This window comes from Halalkalibacter urbisdiaboli (assembly GCF_002156385.1).
Taxonomy (GTDB): Bacteria; Bacillota; Bacilli; order Bacillales; family Bacillaceae_D; genus Halalkalibacter_A; species Halalkalibacter_A urbisdiaboli.
Genome location: NZ_MVJM01000002.1, coordinates 466,921 through 480,912, shown reverse-complemented (window position 1 = coordinate 480,912; position 13,992 = coordinate 466,921). Strand labels below are relative to the sequence as shown.

16 protein-coding genes are annotated in these 13,992 nt (G+C 38.7%); 12 read left to right on the top strand and 4 right to left on the bottom strand.

Annotation, left to right across the window (positions count from 1 at the left end; genetic code table 11):
• Nucleotides 1-30: 30 nt before the first annotated feature.
• A complete protein-coding gene (purU, locus tag B1R93_RS10185) occupies nucleotides 31-900 on the bottom strand; it encodes a formyltetrahydrofolate deformylase (RefSeq protein WP_088103871.1) in 870 nt (289 codons plus the stop codon).
• Between the two features lie 225 nt (nucleotides 901-1,125).
• Between purU and pulA the strand changes: the two genes are divergently transcribed.
• Both pulA and B1R93_RS10175 read left to right on the top strand, forming a co-directional pair.
• Complete coding sequence (gene pulA, locus B1R93_RS10180; protein ID WP_088103870.1) at nucleotides 1,126-3,267, top strand: type I pullulanase; 2,142 nt, start codon at nucleotides 1,126-1,128, stop codon at nucleotides 3,265-3,267.
• A 134-nt stretch (nucleotides 3,268-3,401) separates the two neighbouring features.
• Nucleotides 3,402-4,172 (top strand): phosphotransferase family protein, encoded by a 771-nt coding sequence (locus B1R93_RS10175; RefSeq protein ID WP_088103869.1) that lies wholly within the window; start codon nucleotides 3,402-3,404, stop codon nucleotides 4,170-4,172.
• A gap of 95 nt (nucleotides 4,173-4,267) precedes the next feature.
• Here the strand turns inward: B1R93_RS10175 and B1R93_RS10170 are convergent, their stop codons facing one another.
• Nucleotides 4,268-4,519: a YtzH-like family protein gene (locus B1R93_RS10170; protein ID WP_088103868.1), complete on the bottom strand. Its 252-nt coding sequence runs from the start codon at nucleotides 4,517-4,519 to the stop codon at nucleotides 4,268-4,270.
• Nucleotides 4,520-4,687: 168 nt separating this feature from the next.
• Here B1R93_RS10170 and trmB point away from each other — a divergent pair, with 168 nt between their 5' ends.
• Complete coding sequence (gene trmB, locus B1R93_RS10165; RefSeq protein ID WP_088103867.1) at nucleotides 4,688-5,329, top strand: tRNA (guanosine(46)-N7)-methyltransferase TrmB; 642 nt, start codon at nucleotides 4,688-4,690, stop codon at nucleotides 5,327-5,329.
• A gap of 122 nt (nucleotides 5,330-5,451) precedes the next feature.
• A complete protein-coding gene (locus B1R93_RS10160; RefSeq protein WP_088103866.1) occupies nucleotides 5,452-6,297 on the top strand; it encodes a YtnP family quorum-quenching lactonase in 846 nt (281 codons plus the stop codon).
• Between the two features lie 45 nt (nucleotides 6,298-6,342).
• On the opposite strand, the gene B1R93_RS10155 is transcribed toward B1R93_RS10160, so the two are convergent.
• Nucleotides 6,343-6,648 (bottom strand): PepSY domain-containing protein, encoded by a 306-nt coding sequence (locus B1R93_RS10155; protein ID WP_088103865.1) that lies wholly within the window; start codon nucleotides 6,646-6,648, stop codon nucleotides 6,343-6,345.
• Nucleotides 6,649-6,856: 208 nt separating this feature from the next.
• Here B1R93_RS10155 and B1R93_RS10150 point away from each other — a divergent pair, with 208 nt between their 5' ends.
• Both B1R93_RS10150 and B1R93_RS10145 read left to right on the top strand, forming a co-directional pair.
• Nucleotides 6,857-7,930, top strand: a complete 1,074-nt coding sequence (locus B1R93_RS10150; protein ID WP_088103864.1) for a M42 family metallopeptidase — start codon at nucleotides 6,857-6,859, stop codon at nucleotides 7,928-7,930.
• A gap of 70 nt (nucleotides 7,931-8,000) precedes the next feature.
• On the top strand, nucleotides 8,001-8,525 hold the full coding sequence (locus B1R93_RS10145) for a DUF84 family protein (protein ID WP_088103863.1): 525 nt from the start codon (nucleotides 8,001-8,003) through the stop codon (nucleotides 8,523-8,525).
• Nucleotides 8,526-8,839: 314 nt separating this feature from the next.
• Here the strand turns inward: B1R93_RS10145 and B1R93_RS10140 are convergent, their stop codons facing one another.
• Nucleotides 8,840-9,280, bottom strand: coding sequence for a YtoQ family protein (locus tag B1R93_RS10140; RefSeq protein ID WP_088103862.1), 441 nt, complete (start codon nucleotides 9,278-9,280; stop codon nucleotides 8,840-8,842).
• A 147-nt stretch (nucleotides 9,281-9,427) separates the two neighbouring features.
• Here B1R93_RS10140 and B1R93_RS10135 point away from each other — a divergent pair, with 147 nt between their 5' ends.
• The 6 genes from B1R93_RS10135 to B1R93_RS23195 all read left to right on the top strand — a co-directional run.
• Complete coding sequence (locus B1R93_RS10135; RefSeq protein ID WP_088103861.1) at nucleotides 9,428-9,937, top strand: hypothetical protein; 510 nt, start codon at nucleotides 9,428-9,430, stop codon at nucleotides 9,935-9,937.
• A 12-nt stretch (nucleotides 9,938-9,949) separates the two neighbouring features.
• The gene (locus B1R93_RS10130; protein ID WP_088103860.1) at nucleotides 9,950-10,978 is read left to right on the top strand and encodes a PTS sugar transporter subunit IIC; all 1,029 of its coding nucleotides are present in this window, start codon (nucleotides 9,950-9,952) and stop codon (nucleotides 10,976-10,978) included.
• Between the two features lie 17 nt (nucleotides 10,979-10,995).
• Nucleotides 10,996-11,322, top strand: a complete 327-nt coding sequence (locus tag B1R93_RS10125; RefSeq protein ID WP_088103859.1) for a thioredoxin family protein — start codon at nucleotides 10,996-10,998, stop codon at nucleotides 11,320-11,322.
• A gap of 139 nt (nucleotides 11,323-11,461) precedes the next feature.
• Nucleotides 11,462-12,259 carry a DUF1444 domain-containing protein gene (locus B1R93_RS10120; RefSeq protein ID WP_088103858.1) on the top strand — a complete coding sequence of 266 codons (798 nt, stop codon included), beginning with the start codon at nucleotides 11,462-11,464 and terminating at the stop codon, nucleotides 12,257-12,259.
• Between the two features lie 57 nt (nucleotides 12,260-12,316).
• Nucleotides 12,317-12,925, top strand: coding sequence for a YtpR family tRNA-binding protein (gene ytpR / locus B1R93_RS10115; RefSeq protein WP_088103857.1), 609 nt, complete (start codon nucleotides 12,317-12,319; stop codon nucleotides 12,923-12,925).
• Between the two features lie 160 nt (nucleotides 12,926-13,085).
• The coding region (locus tag B1R93_RS23195) for a hypothetical protein (RefSeq protein WP_207634145.1) at nucleotides 13,086-13,992 on the top strand (907 nt) is incomplete at its 3' end.

The following is a 13,992-nucleotide window of genomic DNA, read 5'->3' as shown; positions in this document are numbered from 1 at the left end:
AAGCAGTGATTTGGAATCGCTGCTTTTTTTCTAAGAGAAAATAACCGTTTTATTTCCGTGAACGATAACTTGGTCATTGGTATGCCAAGATACAGCACGGGCAAGTGCAATTCGTTCAACGTTACGCCCTGCTACCCGTAGTTGATCTGCTGTATAACGGTGATTGACTCGTAACACATCCTGCTCGATAATTGGTCCTTCATCTAAATCATCTGTCACATAATGCGAGGTTGCGCCAATTAATTTCACACCACGGTCAAATGCTTTTGCATAAGGATTTGCTCCGATGAATGCTGGAAGAAATGAATGGTGAATATTAATGATTCGACTAGGGAAAGTACTTACGAACGTTGAAGATAGGATTTGCATATAACGTGCTAAAACAATAAAATCAACATCGTGTTCCTTTAGTAAATCAATCGCTTGCTGTTCGGCTTCTTGTTTGGTTTCCTTTGTCACTTTAATGTAATAGAAAGGAATACCATATGCCTCAACTTCACTTCGATTGTCGTCATGATTACTTATGACGAGCGGGATATCAACGTGTAGCTCTCCTGCACGCCATTTCCACAGTAATTCAAGTAAACAATGGTCTTCTTTCGATACAAAAATAGCCATTTTCTTTTTTCGTAGCGCTAATTCCATTCGCCAATCCATTTCAAATGCTGCGGCAACACTTTGAAATGCAGACTTTACGTTTTCAAAACGGTCATCTGATTGTAAGTCAAACTCAATTCTCATAAAAAACATGCCGCCCTTAGGGTCTGTTGAGTACTGGTCAGATTGTACAATATTTGCTTCATGCTGATGAAGGAAAGTTGAAACAGCAGACACAATACCTGGACGGTCATGACATGAAATAAGTAAACGTGCGCGATTTGAAGGTGTTTCTTTTAACATCCTTGCTCCTCCATTCATTGTTACCTTATCGTGCGTTGAAATAATCTTCTATGAACAGTTTATATCAACCCTTCATAATTATAAGGAAAAGTTAATAAAGTAGAAAATCAATATCATCTGTTTAAAGCTTGTCTCGTTCAGTTCTTTATTTCCACACACGGAATTGGAAAGATATGGTCTTAACAGCCTGAGAAATAATCTAAGGAAGTTAGGGGGCCTTAATCATTGAAGCAAAACTACCCACAGTCTGTCAATTATCTTTTTGAAAAAGCTGAACTTATTACGTTTCGTTGCATTAAAGTACTCTTCAATAAAGTACTTACAGAAGAAGAACGAGCAATGATTAACCTTCATTGTGGCAAACAATCTTTTCCAATAGCTCGTATGAATCAACAACAAGAAGTTGTCTATTTGGCATTGAAAGAAGATTATCCGTTTGGAGAGAATTGTTACCTTTCGTTAGGAGAAAAAAACTGTTTCATTGATTTATCTAGTATTGTGAGAACAAAGGAATTTGATGAACGATTTTTCTATAATGGCACGGATTTAGGTGCTATTTATACAAAAGAGGAAACAACTTTCACTTGTTGGGCTCCAACTGCAATGGAAGTTCGCGTTGTGCTATATAAAACATGGTACACCGAAACTAGAAGGATGGTTATGCTTTCACGTGAAAATAGTGGGACTTGGCGAGTGAAAATTAAAGAAGATTTAGAAACGGTTTGGTATGTGTATGAAGTATATGTTAATGGAAAATGGAATCGGGCTGTCGATCCGTACGCTACCTTTGTGTCAGTGAATGGTGAAAGGGCAATGGTTGGTTCGATGGATAAAACAGAGCCAGCGGAATGGCCCGAACTTACACAAGCGTTAAAGTTAAATGAAACAATTATATATGAGCTTCATATTAGAGATTTTACAATTGGTAGAAATAATGGGATTGAAGGGAAAGCTTTATATACTGGGTTAACGGAAGTAAATAAATCAGATAAAGAGGGAAATCCAACAGGGCTTGATTATTTAAAGCAATTAGGGGTGACACATATTGAGTTATTGCCTGTAAATGATTATGGAAGTGTTGATGAATCCAATCGTTTTACTAGCTATAATTGGGGATATGATCCTGTCCACTATTTTGTACCCGAGGGAAGCTATGCAACGGACCCGTATAACGGCTATACAAGAGTGAGAGAGTTGAAGCGATTAATTGCTGCTTGCCACCGTTCTCAGCTTCGAGTTATTCTTGATGTTGTCTTTAATCATATTTACATATGGGAGCTCTCACATTTAGAAAAGATAGTTCCAGGTTATTATTTTCGTTATCAAGAAAATGGTGAAATAAGCAATGGTACTGGTGTCGGAAATGATTTGGCGACAGAAAGAAGAATGGTTCGAAAATTAATTGTTGACTGCATTTCTTTTTGGATGAAAGAATACAAAATTGATGGCTTTCGTTTTGATTTAATGGGGATTCTTGATCTTGAGACGATAAAATCGATTGCTACAACAGCAAAGAATATAAATCCAAATGTCTTTCTATTAGGAGAAGGGTGGGATTTGCCGACAGCTTTTCCTGAAGAAAAACGTGCAACAACGAATCAAGCGAAAGACGTTTCAGATATTGGATTTTTTCAAGACGAATTCCGCGATGCACTGAAAGGAAGTACCTTTCATCAAACAGATACCGGGTTTTGCAGTGGGAATGAAACGTCACTTAATCAAATCTTAGCTGGAATTTCAGGTAGTGAGTACCGTTTTTTACAGCCTGCTCAAGCGATTCATTATGTTGAGTCTCATGATAATCATACCCTATGGGATAAGTTAAGAGTTTCTCTCCCTAAAGAACTTCCATCAACACTAATGAGAAGGCACCGATTAGCTACTTCCATTATCCTTTTGGCACAGGGAATTCCATTTCTACATGCTGGACAGGAGTGGTATCGGACAAAATATGGTGTTGAGAACAGTTATTGTTCACCTGATTGGATTAATCAATTTGATTGGGAGCGTCGCCGCCTTTTTCATCATTATGTTTCTTATGTAAAAGGTTTAATTAACATTAGAAGAGCACATGGAGCCTTTCGATTAGAAACTTATTCTGATATTCATAAGCATTTAGAATGGATGGTTACAGACCCACTTTGTATTGCTTATTCCTTAAAGAATGTTAATGCCTTTGGCAGGTGGAACGATATTATTGTCGTCCATAATGCAAATGAAAAAGCTAAACAAATCCTTCTACCTAAAAAAGGGAATTGGGAAGTAGTCGTTGACGAGAATAGCGCATCTTTGATACCATTATATACATTATATAATAAGGATTATGTGCGGGTAGCCCCACTATCAACGACTGTATGTGTCCAGTAATGACTCGAGCAGAGCCAAGTGGTAGAGCTCTGCTCTCTTTGTGTTTTTTGATGAATGAAAGATTTGATCTATGTAGATGTTAAAAAATAAGCTATACTAATGTGGGAAAGTAAAAGAAATTGAGGGTGAATTGGTTGGAGTTCTTAGGAGAAGGCTGGAAGGTAAAACCAGCTGGAGGTGCAACGGGAGAAGCATATATTGCCCAGCAAGGTGACCAAAAGGTTTTTTTAAAGCGTAATTCTTCACCATTTCTCGCCGTTCTTTCTGCTGAAGGAATTGTTCCGAAGTTATTATGGACAAGGAGGCTAGAAAACGGCGATGTGATTACTGCGCAACGCTGGGTTCAAGGCCGTGAACTGAAAGCATATGAAATGAAAGAGCGTATTGTTGCTGAACTATTAGCAAAAATTCACGGTTCAAGTGAATTGCTATATATGTTTAAGCGTATTGGAAATGAACCACTAACACCTAACGTCATTATTGAGAACTTACGTGAGAAATTACAGTTTTTCAAAGTTGAGGATTCGGTAATTGAGGAAGGCATGACGTACTTGAAGAGGCGAATGGAAAAGGTACATTATTCTAAGTATGTCGTTTGTCATTGTGATATTAATCATAACAATTGGATGCTAGCTGAGGAAGACCATTTATATTTAATCGATTGGGACGGAGCAATGGTTGCAGATCCAGCTCTTGATTTAGGGTTACTCTTGTACTCGTATATCCCAGAGTATGAGTGGGAGCAATGGCTTAAGCAATATGGCCTCACTCTTAGTGATTCCTTACGTGAACGTATGCATTGGTATGTCGTTTCGCAAACGATCTCTGTACTGCTTTGGCATTTAGAACGTCAGCAACTCGATCAGGTTAGTCAATTTAAGGACTATTTAAAGTCGTTACTATAGGGGGATTTGGGGTAAGTCAGCCTTGACTTACCCCAAATTGCTCATCGATTGTAGAAAGTTTCTATTTCCTGGGGAATTAGCAAATAACATGTCGACTAATCAATGGAAATAGTATTTAGCCATTGTTCAACAAACTCTTGTTGAAATGGCTCATGATTCATTCGATGCATTGAGCGCATTTCTTGAAGAACTTGTTGAATACTAGGACTGAAGTTTTGATCGTTTGCAAGTGAAGATAACAACCGCTCAATCTGAGTAGCCTCATCTGTTGTCATATACTTTTCAGTAGCTTGAGATTGAAGCAAATCGCGGAGCAAACCTAATTTATCATAATTGGACATGCTCATGTGTTTTATCGCTCCTTTTTTAAAATTTTCCACAGGATGGGAGCACTATATTTATCTTAAATCGTACTCATATCGTGCGTAGATATGAGGAGGAATATACAGGAATAAGCATTGATGTTCTTACAAAATGAAACACGCATACGTTAACGAGAATAAGGAGTGAGTTTGTTGCGATTACGTAATAAGCCCTGGGCTAAAGAAGAGATGAGCAAATATCCTCATATTGTTATTCCAAATCCTAAAGAGTGTAAAGGAAACTGGAATAAGGTTTTTGGCAATAATCAACCGATCTATGTTGAGGTAGGAACAGGGAAAGGACAATTTCTTTCAGGAATGGGGAAGCTTTATCCGAACATAAATTTTATCGGAATTGAAAAATACGATAGTGTCCTCGTTACTGCATTAGAACGAATAAAAGAAACGAAACAAGAAAACGTAAAGTTTTTGAATGAAGATGTTGAAAATCTTTTGGAGTTTTTTGCTGACAATGAGATTGAACGCCTATTTATTAACTTCACAGATCCATGGCCTAAAAAACGACACGAAAAGCGTCGATTGACATCTGAAGGCTTTTTGCGCTTATATGAACAAGTGCTTAAGCCAGGAGGAGACATTCATTTTAAGACAGATAATCAAGGGCTCTTTGAATATTCATTACATAGCTTTTCTAAGTACGGAATGATTTTAAACAATGTAAGTTTAGATCTCCATCAAAGCGATATTGAGGGAAATGTTATGACTGAATATGAAGAGAAATTTTCAAAGAAAAACATGCGTATTTATCGGTGTGAAGCTGTTTATCGGGATTAACGTATAAAACCTCCAAATAACTTGGAGGTTTTTTTTCATAAGAATAGAATTCTGCTTTTAGTATAATTGAAATGAGGAAGGTGCCCTAGTGAAGGCACTAAGAACATCAATAGGAGGTAATAATGGATTCTTTACAAAGAAATGGGTTAACTATCACTTGGTTAAATGGAGGGGTTGTTAATTTAGATGGTGGCGCGATGTTTGGTGTTGTACCAAAACCACTTTGGGAACGGAAATATCCAGTGAATGAGCGAAACCAAGTTGAAACTCCAACCGATCCGATGTTAATTCAAAAGGATGGCTACACGATTTTAGTTGATGCAGGAATAGGAAAGGGGCGTTTAACGGACAAACAAAAACGAAATTATGGTGTAACTAGAGAGTCAATGGTGGAAAACGACCTTAAGAAGCTTGACCTTGGTCCAGAAGATATTGATTTGGTTATTATGACCCATCTACATTTTGATCATGCTACAGGTCTTGTGAAAGGGGAAGAAGGAAAGGAGCGTCCGTGTTTTAGTCATGCGAAAATCATCGTATCGGAGGTGGAGTGGAGTGAAATGAGGGAGCCAAATATTCGTTCACAAAATACATATTGGGAGAAAAACTGGCGACCGATTGAACATCAAGTTGAAACATTTACAAATGAAAAGGAAGTTATCCCAGGTATTAAAGTTATTCATACAGGTGGTCATAGTGATGGTCATAGTATTGTCATTCTCGAGCATGAGGAAGAGACTTATATTCATTTAGCAGATATTATGCCAACTCATGCTCATGAAAATGCACTTTGGGTAACTGCCTATGATGACTTTCCACTAGACTCGATTGCAGCAAAGCTGCAATGGACGGCTTTTGCGCAAGAAAGGAAGGCTTGGTATTTGTTTTACCATGACTGCATGTATCGAGCATTAAAAAGGGATTCAGATGGAAACATCAGTCAGGTCATTGAACGTAAGAGCTTATAAAATAAAAATGTGACAAAAGTTATCCAAACTTTTGTCACATTGATGTTATGACTCAATTAGGTCCAAAATCGTTCCCGTTTTTGTGTCGATTGTAAATTCATATTGAGTCGTTCCTTGTTCAGATGTTGTGGAAACACCGCCGCGATACACGTCATATGTAACTTGATGACGCTCTATTGTTTCTGGAATCATTTGAATCCAAGATCCTGTAATTGCATATGTTTGTGAAAGTGTCTTCTTAACTTGCTTCAATGCTTTCTCAGGGGTGATTCTATCGGACAATGTTGGACGAAGAATATAGCCTGCAGCAATCCCAAGACCTACCCCAAAGATGAATCGTTTCATTCCCATAACAGTCATTTCATCCTTTCTGTACCTGAAATTTAAAAAGGTATTTCTAGTATGTGTTTCGTGATGATAACTATTTATTTTGTTACGTTAGTATAAAGTATACTAATATCGACAAGCTTTTCCAAATCGAATTGATTTTACTTACAGAGTGGTAAAGATTTCCGAATTTAGTTAAACTAAAGATAACATGAGGTGAAAGGGGCAAATAATGAATCAAGATACATTGAAGTTATTCAAAACGTTAACAGAATTACAAGGAGCTCCTGGGTTTGAGCATAAGATAAGGAATTTTGTACGTTCCGAGCTTCAAAAGTATACAAATGAAATTGTTCAAGATCGTTTAGGCAGCATTTTCGGTGTGAAAAGAGGGGACGTAAACGGGCCTACTGTTATGGTAGCAGGACACATGGATGAAGTCGGTTTTATGGTGACATCCATTAACGAAAAAGGATTAATTCGATTTCAACCACTTGGTGGGTGGTGGAGTCAGGTCTTACTTGCGCAGCGAGTTCAAATTATCACAGATGAAGGCCCGGTTATTGGTGTGATTGGTTCAACTCCGCCTCATTTGTTAGAAGAAGCTCAACGTAATAAACCGATGGATATGAAACAAATGTATATTGATATTGGTGCTGATGATAAAGATGATGCACTGAAAATTGGAATAAAACCTGGTCAACAAATAGTCCCGATTTGTCCTTTTACGCCGATGGCCAATCAAAAGAAAATATTAGCTAAGGCTTGGGATAATCGATATGGTGTTGGTTTATCAATTGAATTGTTAAAAGAAATTCAAGAGATAAGCTTGCCGAATGTATTATATTCTGGTGCAACCGTTCAGGAAGAGGTTGGTTTACGAGGAGCTGCTACGTCGGCAAATATGATTAAGCCAGATGTGTTTTACGCATTAGATGCAAGTCCAGCTAATGATGCAACAGGTGGTAAGGATGCATTTGGACAATTAGGGAAAGGGGCCCTTTTGCGGATTTTTGACCGAACGATGGTCACCCATCGAGGCATGAGGGAGTTTGTGTTAGACACCGCAGAGTCCAAGAATATTCCTTATCAATTTTTTATTTCACAAGGTGGGACAGATGCTGGTCGTGTACATATGTCAGGCCATGGTGTACCTTCAGCCGTGATTGGGATTTGTTCTCGCTATATCCATACAGCGGCTTCGATTATTCATATTGATGATTATGCTGCTGCAAAGGAATTACTTGTGAATTTAGTAAAAGCAACGGATAAGACAACGATGGAGACGATAACAGCTAACGTATAAAGAAGAGGGGGAGTGTCTCATAGCTGAGGCAGCCCCTTTTTGATAGAGAAACCGGACAGAGGTGGTATAAATGAAACTAGTTGTTGGAACGAAAAATCCAGCCAAAGTACACGCTGTACAAGAAGCTTTCATACGTGAGCCGTTCACGGTTATTAGCATGGATGTGCCATCGGAAGTATCAGCACAGCCATTCTCAGACGAGGAAACAATGCAAGGCGCGATAAATCGAGCGAAAGCCAGTATAGAGATGATTCCTGATGCGATATTAGGCTTAGGATTAGAAGGGGGCGTTACCGAAACGTCTTTAGGGTTAATGCTTTGTAATTGGGGGGCATTAGTTCACCGCTCAGGACAAATATGGGTTGCAAGTGGAGCTAAGCTACCGTTGCCAACAGAAATAGCAAAGGCGCTGCAACATGGCGAAGAGTTAGGTGACGTGATGGCACGATTAACAACAGATAAGGACATAAGAAAAAAAGAAGGAGCGGTTGGTGTTTTAACTGGGGGAAGGATGACTCGTAAAAACATGTTTAGTCATATTGTTCAATTACTTTACGGTCAATATCAATTTGAATATAAGGAATTTAAACATTAACCTTTACACTATACATACAGTAGTTATAGGTAAAAATACCTATAAATGTCGTATGATTGCCACATTTAGCCGCTCTTAATTACACATTCTCAATTAAAATAAAGATGGGAGTAAATCTTATCTGAAAGGGTGAGGAGAATGGATGGGGCGATATTAGCAGTTGTGCTTTCATTTACAGGACTTATTTATGCAACAAGCATCGCAATGGCCATTGGTCTGTTCCGACATGCCCAACGGCAATAGTTTCACTATAAAGAAACGAAGGTGACCCAAAAAGATAAAAGATGGCACCTTCGTTCTTTGCTTAAATAGTCTTACTCAAAAATATAGGCAAGTGCTTTCATTGCTTGTTCCGGTGTTTCCACTACAACTTGTGCTTTATTTGCTAACTCCTTTAAAGGATGATGTAGTGACTCAGGTCTTATGAGAATTAGTGGCTTTTGTAATGCAACAGCCGTTGCTGCATCCATAGCACTGTTCCATTGTCTATATTGTTCACCAAACAAAGCAATTACAACATCCGCTTTATGTAGTAAAATCTGTGTTCGTAAATTATTTATACTTGAAGCTGCCTCGTCTTTTAATATGGCGTTTGGTTGTTTTCCTACTATTTCTTCCCCGATCTGATCGGAACGGTCGTGATTCTCCATCGGTCCACTAAAATGAATTGGTATATTCATTTGACTTGCAAGTTGTTGGAGTTCTTTTCGCCATGGACTATGAATTTCTCCTGCTAAGTAAACATGCAATTCCATTAAAATTCCCTCCTAAAATTGTGATCCTCTTAATTATAAGTAAGCTCATTTATCAAAACAATTGAAAAACTCAGCTTGTCATATTATGTCGCTTAGAGTTATGATTATAAGGATGCTGGAACATATGAGTAAGGGGTGTCAACGTTCATGCAATTAAAAAAAATCCAACACTTTGCAATGTTGATCATGATTTGTCTAACGGCCACAGCTTGTTCTGTCTCACAAGAAGAGACACTAGATACAGTTAAACAATATTTTGCGGATTATCAAGTTCTCTCAACGTCCGTAAATACGGAGATAACCGATGCATCTTTCTATCTACCTAGTGGTTTTAACATAGTAGAGGAAGTAGACTACAATGTTGTCCTTGAAAAAAGTGGACAGACCTTTGTTCTATTTCATAATCCTCTTGAAGGAAAAATGAGTGACATCAATTTAAAAAGGGATAGGGAAGACAAGACTAACTCACTTCTTTTTGAAGAGAAGCAGTCTAGTGAGGCTCACTCTTATCTAGTTGTTGTTCCAAACAAAGAGGAGCATTTACTAGTAATTGTAGGTGTAGGAGGTGCAAAATTGTCAACAATAACTTCATATGAGAATTTACAGAATGATGTAGAAACAATGCTTGAAATCGTACATTCCTATGATGTCGAATAAGGAGGTTTTTATTTGAAAGCGTTCTTTGAAAAAAAAGGAGTGCATCTTTCTTGGCGCGTTTATTTGATAACTGCGTTAAGTCATATGGCACTAGGCTTGTTCTCGTCACTAATAATCGGTTTAATTATTCGAACACTTGGAGAGCAAGGCGAAAGAATAAATGTACCGTTTGCTAACCTATTTGTTGAGATCGGCGGTCTAGCAATGGGGTTAATGGGTCCTGCTATCGGTGTCGCTGTTGCGTTTGGGCTCAAGGCACCGAGATTGGTCTTATTTTCAGCTGTTATTAGTGGCGCTGCTGGCGCAACATTGGGGGGGCCTGCTGGTAGTTTTATTGCAGCAGTCGTTTCAACAGAAATCGGAAAGCTCGTGTCTCAGGAAACAAAGGTTGATATTATCGTTACACCGTTCGTTACAATCTTGACAGGTTTTTTGACAGCAACATGGGTTGGACCGTGGATTCAAAGTGGTATGACAAACTTTGGACAATTAATCATGTGGGCGACAGAGCAGCAGCCGATTATTATGGGAATCATTATAGCTATCTTAATGGGGTTGGCTTTAACTGCGCCAATTTCTAGTGCAGCACTTGCTATTATGTTAGAGTTAGAAGGAATTGCAGCAGGTGCAGCCACAGTCGGATGTGCGGCACAAATGGTTGGCTTTGCAGTTAGTAGTTATCGTGAGAATGGTTGGTCTGGACTAATATCATTAGGAATTGGAACGTCAATGCTGCAAGTTCCAAATATCGTCAAAAATCCTTTGATATTAATTCCCCCAACGTTAGCAGGTGCTATACTGGGGCCAGTTGCTACTGTTGGAGTCGGGATGACAAACATTCCTGCAGGTGCCGGAATGGGAACTAGTGGGTTTGTTGGACCGATTATGACCTTCACGGATATGGGATTTACGACGAACGTTGTGATTGCTGTAGTGGTGTTACAGTTTGTGGCACCTGCGCTCTTAAGTCTAATTTTCTCTGAGTGGCTTCGGAAAATTGGTTGGATTCGTTTAGGGGATATGAAGATTGAACAATCTTAATAAAGGAGAGAATAAAGATGGAAGCATTAAAAAGTATTGAGCAATTTCGAGAGTTAACCGAAAAGGAGACAGTCGTTTTTGTTTTTTCAGCCGATTGGTGTCCAGATTGTAAAGTAATCGAGCCAATCCTACCACGGATTGAAGCGGATTTTCCAATGTTCTCATTTTATTATGTTGACCGTGATGAGTTTATTGATTTATGTGGTGAGCTCGATGTCTTTGGAATTCCTAGCTTTGTGGTTTACGCCAATGGGTCTGAAGTAGAGAGATTTGTTAGCAAGGACCGAAAGACACAGGAAGAGATCGAAGAATTCCTAACACGTGCAGAATCAAAAAGTGTTTAAGCACATTAATTGAAGGCTTCACAAAAGGATGTATTAGAGGTGAAACAGCCCTTATAATACATCCTTTTTTCATGTCTGATAATTTGGACCTCCCTCAAGAACATGTTAAACTTGAATGGAATGAAGGAGAGGATTAGTGATGGAATTAAGAGAGTTTCGAAAAGAAATTGAAAATAAATTACAAAGAGATGGATGGATATTTTCTTACAATCATAAGGAGGCTACACTTCGCATCGAGGATGTAACGATAAAAAAAGGGGTCACGGTATCATTAAAACCACTATTAGCAAAATGGGAGAGAAATGAATTTGATTCCATTGATGAAGTGATTCGCTATGTTGAAGTTGGCTTACAATCAATGAAGCAACAAGTCATTTTGAAAGGGAATGAGAAGAAGATATTCCCAGTTATTCGTGCGACCTCCTTTCCTACTGAAACAAAAGAAGGTCAGAAACTTATCTATGAAGTGCATACAGCGGAAACGAGAGTATACTACGCATTAGATTTAGGAGAATCTTATACTTTAATCGACGAGTCTCTTTTAGCTGATTCAGATTTTACAGCAGCGAAACTTAAAGAAATCGCCTTGTTTAATGTTAGATCGTTGCCACAACCGTTAAAAGAAGATGTCGTAGCTGGTAATACGTTCTATTTTCTTAGGGCTAAGGATGGCTATGATGCGAGTAGAATTCTTGATCAGTCCTTATTAGAGAAAATGGCTAGTAGAATAAAGGGACAATTGGCCGTTGCAATCCCCCATCAAGATGTATTAATATTTGCTGATATTGTTAATGATAGTGGTTATGATGTCTTAGCGCAGGTTGCCTTGCAGTTTTTTGGCCAAGGGAGAGTTCCTGTTACGGCTTTACCTTTTCTGTACGAAAATGGAGAATTAGAACCAACGTTTATTTTGGCTCAAAGAAAACCAAAAAACTGAAAATAGACCAGTATGGTACAATAAGAACTAGAGTTAATATAAAAGGGGTATGTGAGAATGAATGTTTTTTATAATAATGATGGTATTGGTGATACACTAATACTTTCTATCAAAGATATCGAGCTTAAGCAGCGTACGTTTGAGAAAAAAGGTGATGTAGTCCGAATCTATCATAGAGAATCAAATGAAACAGCTGGCTACAACCTATTTAATGCATCAATTTACGGAAAGGTTGAAGGAAATGGCCCAATTGAGCTAAACGACAAAGTTAAAGCATTAATTGAGCAGGCATTTTCGAAAAACGGCATTGAGGAAAATGTTAAGCTAGAAAGTGGACCTTCCTTTGTTGTAGGTTATGTAGAAAAGAAAGAAAAACATCCAAATGCAGACAAGTTAAGCATTTGTCATGTGAATGTAGGAAATGAAACATTACAGATTGTTTGTGGTGCCCCAAATGTTGATCAAGATCAAAAGGTCGTAGTTGCATTAGTAGGAGCAGTCATGCCAAGTGGTTTAGTTATAAAGGAGGCTGCTTTACGTGGGGTTGAATCTTCTGGGATGATTTGTTCGGCAAAGGAACTTGGTTTGCCGAATGCGCCGCAGGAGAAAGGGATTTTAGTACTTAACGATGGGTATGAAGTTGGTGCTCCATTCGTACAAAAATAGGTGGGGTATACGTACGGATAGGATACTTCACGTTAAGGGGTGTCTTAAAGGAACGACTACCTTTTGAGACACCCCTGAAATAGTGAGTACAAGAGTATAACGACTCCTAAAATAACATCATCTTTGAATCGTTAGTGAAAGCGAGTGAGGAGCATTGAGTATGTTGCAAAATTGGTTTAAACGAGTGCAGCAGCTTTTTTCTACTAATGAGAAGATAGCAGAGAAACAGCATGAGGAGCCAAAAAGAACCGAGAAGGATAAGAGAGCATATGGATTCATTGAGCGTGATGAATCATATAGTGAAGCAAGGGTAACCTATCAATATGCGAAAGCAGGAAAATTTCGCTTCCCTTTAATAGAAGATAATGTTAAAGATGTGAGAGCGGAGCCTAAAAATAGACCTACTGATAGAAAGATACATAAGAAGCGTGAAGAGAATAAGTCAAACCCAAACAGTGAAGGCTCTTCTGAAAAAAAACCTTTCTCAAATAACCAGTTTAAACCGACTTCAATTCCTTCTCCTATTCATGGGTTTCGAAATCAGTCGACTCAAGATACAAAGAGGGAAAGCTCGGCTTTTTCTCCATTTCATATGGAGGATATAAGAGCAGGACGAAAGGAAGAAGTCCCAACTAAACCTAGTGAAAACCTTGAAGAAATCTATAAAAACAACCTTGAAAACATCGAACAAGTGCCTGTAAAAGAAGAGAAGCAAATCGAACCTGATTTTGTTATAGGAAAGAAAATGCAACCTACGTATGAAGAGAAGAGTGGAGCTAATTTTGATGAAATTGCTGCATCAAAACACGTTGAACGCCAAGTGGTGATGTGGGAAGAGGCCGAGGAAGCGATCCGAGAGGAAACATGGGAAGAGTTTGAAGAAGAGACTCGGGGAGCGGTCCAAGAGGAAACAAGGGAAGAAGTTGAAGAAGAGACCCAGGAAGCGGTCCAAGAGGAAACAAGGGAAGAAGTTGAAGAAAAGACCCAGGAAGCGGTCCAGGAGGAAACATGGGAAGAGTTTGAAGAAGAGGCCGAGGAAGCGATCCAAGAGGAAACATGGGAAGAGT

Coding starts and splice junctions, on each gene's coding strand:
- purU (WP_088103871.1), bottom strand. CDS start 900: ATGTTAAAAGAAACACCTTCAAATCGCGCACGTTTACTTATTTCATGT.
- B1R93_RS10170 (WP_088103868.1), bottom strand. CDS start 4,519: ATGAGCATGTCCAATTATGATAAATTAGGTTTGCTCCGCGATTTGCTT.
- B1R93_RS10160 (WP_088103866.1), top strand. CDS start 5,452: ATGGATTCTTTACAAAGAAATGGGTTAACTATCACTTGGTTAAATGGA.
- B1R93_RS10155 (WP_088103865.1), bottom strand. CDS start 6,648: ATGGGAATGAAACGATTCATCTTTGGGGTAGGTCTTGGGATTGCTGCA.
- B1R93_RS10150 (WP_088103864.1), top strand. CDS start 6,857: ATGAATCAAGATACATTGAAGTTATTCAAAACGTTAACAGAATTACAA.
- B1R93_RS10145 (WP_088103863.1), top strand. CDS start 8,001: ATGAAACTAGTTGTTGGAACGAAAAATCCAGCCAAAGTACACGCTGTA.
- B1R93_RS10140 (WP_088103862.1), bottom strand. CDS start 9,280: ATGGAATTGCATGTTTACTTAGCAGGAGAAATTCATAGTCCATGGCGA.
- B1R93_RS10135 (WP_088103861.1), top strand. CDS start 9,428: ATGCAATTAAAAAAAATCCAACACTTTGCAATGTTGATCATGATTTGT.
- B1R93_RS10125 (WP_088103859.1), top strand. CDS start 10,996: ATGGAAGCATTAAAAAGTATTGAGCAATTTCGAGAGTTAACCGAAAAG.
- B1R93_RS10120 (WP_088103858.1), top strand. CDS start 11,462: ATGGAATTAAGAGAGTTTCGAAAAGAAATTGAAAATAAATTACAAAGA.
- ytpR (WP_088103857.1), top strand. CDS start 12,317: ATGAATGTTTTTTATAATAATGATGGTATTGGTGATACACTAATACTT.